This window comes from uncultured Helcococcus sp., from assembly GCF_946998255.1.
Taxonomy (GTDB): Bacteria; Bacillota; Clostridia; order Tissierellales; family Peptoniphilaceae; genus Helcococcus.
The window spans coordinates 1-6475 of record NZ_CAMPYN010000059.1 but is presented as its reverse complement, the minus strand read 5'-3'; the positions used below and the strand labels follow the sequence as shown (position 1 = coordinate 6475).

The following is a 6475-nucleotide window of genomic DNA, read 5'->3' as shown; positions in this document are numbered from 1 at the left end:
GCAATTCCAACCCAAGCTATTAGAAAAATGCTTGAAGAAAACCATGAATATTTCAATGACGATTCAGTTATTATAAACCTGTCAAAGGGGATTGAAGTTTCTACAAATAAGAGAATTTCTGAAATATTTGCAGAGTTTTTACCTAAGGTTAAATTTGTAAGTTTGTCTGGTCCATCCCATGCTGAAGAAGTCATAAAAGCTGTACCTACATCCTTAGTGTGTGCAAGTTTAGACCATGACTTATCTTGTGAAATTCAAGACTTGCTAAACAGTGAAACTCTAAGGATCTATACCAATGATGATTTAATCGGTACTGAATATGGTGGAGCTGTTAAAAATGTTTTAGCTATTGGAGCAGGTATCTTAGATGGTGTTGAATTTGGAGACAATTCAAAGGCGGCTATTTTAACCAGAGGTATCCATGAAATGACAAGATTTTGTGTAGCTATGGGTGGAAATAGAAATACCCTTTATGGGCTTGCGGGACTTGGAGATTTGATGGTTACAGCCAATTCTAAGCATTCTAGAAATAGAAAGGCTGGTGAATTAATTGGTCAGGGGCACACTATAGGCTCATTGGAAAATGATATAGGAATGGTTGTAGAAGGTATACCAACTGCCAAGGCCCTATATAATATTTCTAGAGAAAAAAATATTTACATGCCAATTACCAATGTTATTTACAAGATTCTATATGAAAATATGGACTTTAACAAGGCGATTAAAGAATTGATGACTAAAGAGACAAAATCGGAATTTGAACTTTAATATGAAAAAGCGAAGAAATAATAATAAATACTTTTTAGTTGGAGGGATAATTGCACTTATAATAATAATTATTCTTGCCATTAATGTATTAGATAATAAAATTAAAGAAGATAACCTATACAACATAGGCAATCCGGAAGAGCAAGCCAATTATATTGATCTAAACTCTGTTATAGTATTTGACGAATATGTATTGGAAAATTTTTCTGATGTAGATATTTCCTTAGATACAAATAAGCTATATAGGTCACAAAGTGTCATTCAAGGCTCTACTTTTTCTGAGGCCTATGTTGAAGCTGAAAAATTAAAAAAAGTTGCTGATAAAATTGAATTTACATCAAATAATTTAGATAAGACTAGTTTCAGTTCATTAAAAAAAGATATTTTTGAAAATAACTACAATAAGCTAAAATTATCATATTTTTCCAATCCAAATATGGATAAAGAATTATATGATAAGGGAAAGGCTTATTTAGAAAGTTATTTAAACAATAAGGCCATAAAAACTGTAGGGTCAGGATATTTGCTAAACTACTATGATGGATATGAGTCATTACTGTCTACTGATATTAATGATATAAATTGGGAATTTTTAAAAGATTCAGAATTTAATAATAGTGAGAAAATAAAAGGGCTAAAATATATAAACAATGAAAATTACTATATATATTCTTATTTAAAAGATATTAATTTACTAGACAAATCTAAGTTAAAAGAAAGCAAATTAAAAATAGATGACATAGAAGTACAAGCTAGCTTTGAAAGTATCACAAATATAGATGATGGTTTTATCATTAAGTTTAAATTGATAGATGATATTGAAAAATTATATGATAAAAGATTTGTAAATGTACAAATGGAAACATCTAATAAGGAATTATATAAAATTCCTAAAAAAGCTTTAGTTCATATGGGTGATTATACTGGCTTATATTATGTAAGCAATAGAAAAGTATATTTTGCTCCCGTAAAAGTTTTCAAAGAGGAAGAAGAATTCCTATATATAAGTACTAATTTTAGCGATATATTTCCAAGAAAAATTAATAGTGAAGACTTACAATTTAACAAGATAGAATCTTTTTCAAAGATAATACTAAATCCTCAAGATTATAAAGAGGGCGACTTTTATTAAAAAATTAGTAATTATTATTTAAATAATATATAATATAATAAAAATACTTAGGAGGCGAACATGAGTTTTTGGGATAAAGTAAAAGACTTTGTAGGTATCGAAGACGATTACTATGACGAAGATGAATACTATGAAGACTATGATGATTATGATGAAGATGTAAAATCTGAAGAAGACACAAGTGAATCTTATTTTAATGAAGTAAAAGAGGAGGAAAAACCAAAAAGATCATATGAAAGTAGCTATACACCAGCTGCAAGCTCACAAACAAGCAAAAAAGCAAACCCTGTGAAAAGATCTTATGGTTCAAAGAGTGATATGCAAGTAAGTATAAGAGAACCTTTAACATACGAAGATAGTAAAGCTGTATTAGATGATGTCCTAGAAGGTAAAACAGTTGTATTAAACCTTGAAATGCTTGAAGTAGATAAGAAAACACAAATTTTCTATTTTGTTAGCGGTGGATTATATTCAGTAAATGGTTCTATTTCAAACGTAACTAAAGACATTTATGTATTAGTTCCTGAAGGTGTAGAAATCAACGACAAGCTAGCAAAAACAGTAACAGACAAAAGTTTATATCAAATCTAATTAAAGGGCTTTAAGCCCTTTTTTAATAGGAGAAAATATGTATGTAATACTATTTATAGTTTTACTAGCTATAGACCAAATAAGTAAACACTATGCTATTTTAAATCTAAAAGGCAAGGAAGATATTATTATTGTAAAAGATTGGCTTCATTTGACCTATGTAGAAAATTCAGGTGCCGCTTTTGGTATCATGCAAAATGCTACTATATTTTTTACAATAATCACCTTTATTGTAGTATTTGGAATACTCTATTACTTGTTAAAAAATGGTAACAAAGTTGACAGTTTTTATAAAACGATTCTTGTTATAATTATGGCAGGGGCCGTAGGAAATCTAATTGATAGGATAAGATTTAACTATGTAGTAGACTTTATATTCTCACCACTAGGTGGGATATATGACTTTCCAGTTTTTAACTTTGCAGATATTTATATCACCTTATCAGCTATTATAATAATTATTTATACTCTATTTTTTGAGGAAAACCATGTTTAATAATGGATGGGATGATATCTTAGCAGATGTCTTAGAATCAAATGAATTTAAATCTTTTTTAAGTGAAATTTATGATGATTATGAAAACCACACAGTATTTCCTCCAAAAGACCAGCTTTTTGAAGCCTTTAATTTAACTGATTATAAGGATGTGAAGCTAGTTATTTTGGGACAAGATCCCTATTACCAAGAGGGTCAGGCAAATGGGCTAGCTTTTTCAGTAAATAGGGGAGTTAAACTTCCGCCATCATTAAGAAATATTTTTAAAGAAATTGAAAGAGATTTAAATATTTCAAATACAAGTGGTGACCTAAGCCCTTGGGCTAGGCAGGGAGTATTTTTACTAAATACTATTTTAACTTCTAGACAAGGTCAGGCAAATTATTATAAAAACACTTACTGGGAAAAATTTACAGATATAGTCATCAATAGAATTTCTCAAAAGACTAATGTAGTTTTCTTGCTTTTTGGCAGACAAGCCCAAGATAAAAAAAAGCTTATTGAAGCAAACAATATAATTTTAGAAACTTCACATCCATCACCTTTAGGAGCCTATAGGGGATTTAACCAGTCTGGTATTTTTTCAAAGGCTAATGAGGAATTAGAAAAACTAGGAAAGGACAAAATAGATTGGCGAACATAAATAAAATTTTAGTTTCATCCGATGATAATGAAAGATTAGATTCATATTTAGCTGACTACTTTGAAGATATTTCTAGGTCGAAAATTAGCGAGCAAATAAAAAAGAAGACTATAAAGGTAAACGAAACAAGTGTAAAGCCATCTTATTTAATAAAAGAAGATGATCTTATCACTATAGATATGGATGCCTTTAAGCTTGAAGAAATCTTACCTGAAGACTTAAAACTTGAAATTATCTACCAAGATGATGATATTGCTCTTATCAATAAGCCAAAGGGAATCGTTACACATCCAACAAATAAGATAAGGTCAAATACCCTGGTAAACTATTTATTGTACAAGTTTGATAACTTACCAACATTAAATGGTACTGATAGGCCAGGTATTGTCCATAGGCTTGATATGGATACCAGCGGACTTTTAGTAGTAGCCTTAAATGAAGAAGCTATGCAAAAGTTAAAAGATCAATTTAAGTCCAGGGAAATTATAAAAAAATATAGGACATTAGTAAATGGAAGTTTCGACCATGAAAATGGGACTATTGAAAGACCTATAGGAAGGTCGAAGACCAATAGAAAACTAATGGAAGTGACTGAAGGTGGGAAATATGCTTTAACTTCCTATGAAGTGGTTGAATCAAATGGAGAATATTCCTTACTTGATATAGACCTACATACTGGTAGAACCCATCAGATAAGAGTCCACCTTGCAAGTATAAATAGACCTATACTTGGTGATAAGGACTACAACAAGATAAAGTCCAAGTTTAATATAAGTGGGCAGCTTTTGCAGGCCTACCACTTAGAATTTAACCATCCTATTACTGGTGAAAATCTTACATTTGAAATAGATCCAGACCCCGAATTTGAAAAATATTATAATATCATTTTTAAAGGGGAATAGGATTAATGTTAAGCGATATAAAAACCATACTTTTAGATATAAGTAAATACCAAAATGATCAGATGATCTCAATAAAATGCAAGATAAATAAAGGCATGAATTATTTCAACATATCTTCTACTTCCAGAAAATATTCTGAGGAAGCTAGGGATAGGATTAATTCTGCCTTTAATTTTTTTAACTTAAAATTTCCATATGGCAATATTAAAATTCAAAGCTCTATAAATGAATTTAATGACAAGACAAAGATTTATGATATGGCTATTGCTCTTAGTATCTTAGAAAATCAAGGCTATATAGAAAATACTTACCAGGGACTTTTTCTAGGTGAAATAAATTTTGATGGAGAATTTTTAGAACTAGAAAACCCATATAGGATAATAAAATTTGCCTTAGAAAATAAGATTAAAAGGATTTGCATCCCATATGGTGACTATGGTATAAATTTCTATAATCAAAATATAGAGATCATTTATGTAAAAGATTTAAGAGATTTGATCCATAAATTAAAAAACAATAAAAGCCAAGAAAAACTAGAAATAAATGAAGACGATAGAAATCCTTTTAAGCATAGTAAGATTGATATAAATGATGTGATAGACCAACAAGCCTTGGTAAGAGCCTTGCTAATAGCTATAGCTGGCAAACACCACATCTTGATAAAGGGTGCTATAGGATCTGGAAAGACAATGACCTTGCAGGCTATAAAAAATCTAATGCCAAAATTAGACTATAAGGGAAAGCTTATAGCAAGTAATCTTTATTCTTCGTATTTTAATGACCAAATACCCATTCTTTATCATAGTTTGGTCGAAGCTAAAAGTGATCTTACTCTTAGTAAACTTCTAGGAAATAAAAGCAAGTATGGTTTAGTAAGTCTTATGAATTATTCTTCCTTGCTCTTAGATGAAATAAACCAATATCCGAAAAATATATTGACCACTATCAAACTTTTAATGGACAATAATTCTAAAGGAATAGCATATATTGACTCTCCAGTAGCCTTCAATATCATAGGCCTTATGAATCCCTGCCCATGCGGAAACCTAGGCACAAACACTAAATGCACCTGCAGTCCAGGAGAAATCACCAGGCACAATGCAAAAATAGACCAGTCAATGCTTGATAGGTTTCAAATCAAATTAAGTGTAAACTTACCTATATACCTAAGTCCTAAAAAAGAAAAGTATGATATAGGAAAAATAAAAGAAACAATAAATAAGTGTACAGACAAGCAAATAGATAGATATGGATCAAATGAAAAATATAATGGGAACATAAATTCAAAAGATATAAATGAATATATACATCTAAACGACCAGTCAAAGGAATATTTAGAAAGCTTATTAAAGACTAATGAATATTCCAGAAGATCTATAGACAACATTATAAAAGTTGCAAGGACTATAGCGGATATTGAAAATGTAGAAGATATAGAGATTCATCATGTGTATGAGGCTATGGCATATCAGAAGTTTTGAATTTCTTTCCCCAGGGTATCTATACATACAAGTTGAATATGATATAAAACAAAAAAGGAGCCAACATGAATTTTGAAAAGCTATATATAAATGGTGAATATGTAGATTCTACTTCAGGTAAATTTATAGAAGTAGAAAATCCAGCAACTAATGAAATCATTGGGAGAGTTCCTAGAGGAAATACAGAAGATGTTGAAAAAGCAGCAATAGCTGCTAAAGAAGCTTTCAAGACCTTTAGCCAAACTAGTCTAGATGAAAGAGTTGAAATAATGGAAAAATTCGCAGACTACTTAAAGGAAAATCTTGATGAAATTGCTGAATTAATTACTAAAGAATTGGGATCACCAATTGAATTTTCTAAAAAGACTCATGTGCAATCTCAAATAGACCGTGTAGAAAAATATATTGAAATAGTAAAAGATTATGAATTTTCAAGAAGAGATGCTAGCGCCCTTATTGTTA

8 protein-coding genes are annotated in these 6475 nt (G+C 30.0%); all 8 read left to right on the top strand.

Annotation, left to right across the window (positions count from 1 at the left end):
• Positions 1-768 (top strand): NAD(P)H-dependent glycerol-3-phosphate dehydrogenase (locus Q0U66_RS05080; RefSeq protein WP_297378208.1); only part of this gene is annotated, 768 nt, incomplete at its 5' end.
• A gap of 1 nt (position 769) precedes the next feature.
• Positions 770-1900 carry an HlyD family efflux transporter periplasmic adaptor subunit gene (locus Q0U66_RS05075; RefSeq protein WP_297378205.1) on the top strand — a complete coding sequence of 377 codons (1131 nt, stop codon included), beginning with the start codon at positions 770-772 and terminating at the stop codon, positions 1898-1900.
• Between the two features lie 60 nt (positions 1901-1960).
• Positions 1961-2491 carry a cell division protein SepF gene (locus Q0U66_RS05070; RefSeq protein WP_297378202.1) on the top strand — a complete coding sequence of 177 codons (531 nt, stop codon included), beginning with the start codon at positions 1961-1963 and terminating at the stop codon, positions 2489-2491.
• Between the two features lie 37 nt (positions 2492-2528).
• Entirely contained in the window at positions 2529-2987 is a 459-nt protein-coding gene (gene lspA / locus Q0U66_RS05065; RefSeq protein ID WP_297378200.1) for a signal peptidase II, read from the top strand.
• Positions 2980-3630, top strand: coding sequence for a uracil-DNA glycosylase (locus tag Q0U66_RS05060; protein ID WP_297378197.1), 651 nt, complete (start codon positions 2980-2982; stop codon positions 3628-3630). Before lspA ends, Q0U66_RS05060 begins: the two co-directional genes overlap by 8 nt.
• Positions 3618-4532 carry an RluA family pseudouridine synthase gene (locus tag Q0U66_RS05055; protein WP_297378194.1) on the top strand — a complete coding sequence of 305 codons (915 nt, stop codon included), beginning with the start codon at positions 3618-3620 and terminating at the stop codon, positions 4530-4532. Before Q0U66_RS05060 ends, Q0U66_RS05055 begins: the two co-directional genes overlap by 13 nt.
• Before the next feature lie 5 nt (positions 4533-4537).
• Positions 4538-6013, top strand: a complete 1476-nt coding sequence (locus Q0U66_RS05050) for an ATP-binding protein (protein WP_297378191.1) — start codon at positions 4538-4540, stop codon at positions 6011-6013.
• A 65-nt stretch (positions 6014-6078) separates the two neighbouring features.
• A partial coding sequence (locus Q0U66_RS05045) for an aldehyde dehydrogenase family protein (protein ID WP_297378188.1) occupies positions 6079-6475 on the top strand: 397 nt, incomplete at its 3' end.

Coding starts and splice junctions, on each gene's coding strand:
- Q0U66_RS05075 (WP_297378205.1), top strand. CDS start 770: ATGAAAAAGCGAAGAAATAATAATAAATACTTTTTAGTTGGAGGGATA.
- lspA (WP_297378200.1), top strand. CDS start 2,529: ATGTATGTAATACTATTTATAGTTTTACTAGCTATAGACCAAATAAGT.
- Q0U66_RS05060 (WP_297378197.1), top strand. CDS start 2,980: ATGTTTAATAATGGATGGGATGATATCTTAGCAGATGTCTTAGAATCA.
- Q0U66_RS05070 (WP_297378202.1), top strand. CDS start 1,961: ATGAGTTTTTGGGATAAAGTAAAAGACTTTGTAGGTATCGAAGACGAT.
- Q0U66_RS05050 (WP_297378191.1), top strand. CDS start 4,538: ATGTTAAGCGATATAAAAACCATACTTTTAGATATAAGTAAATACCAA.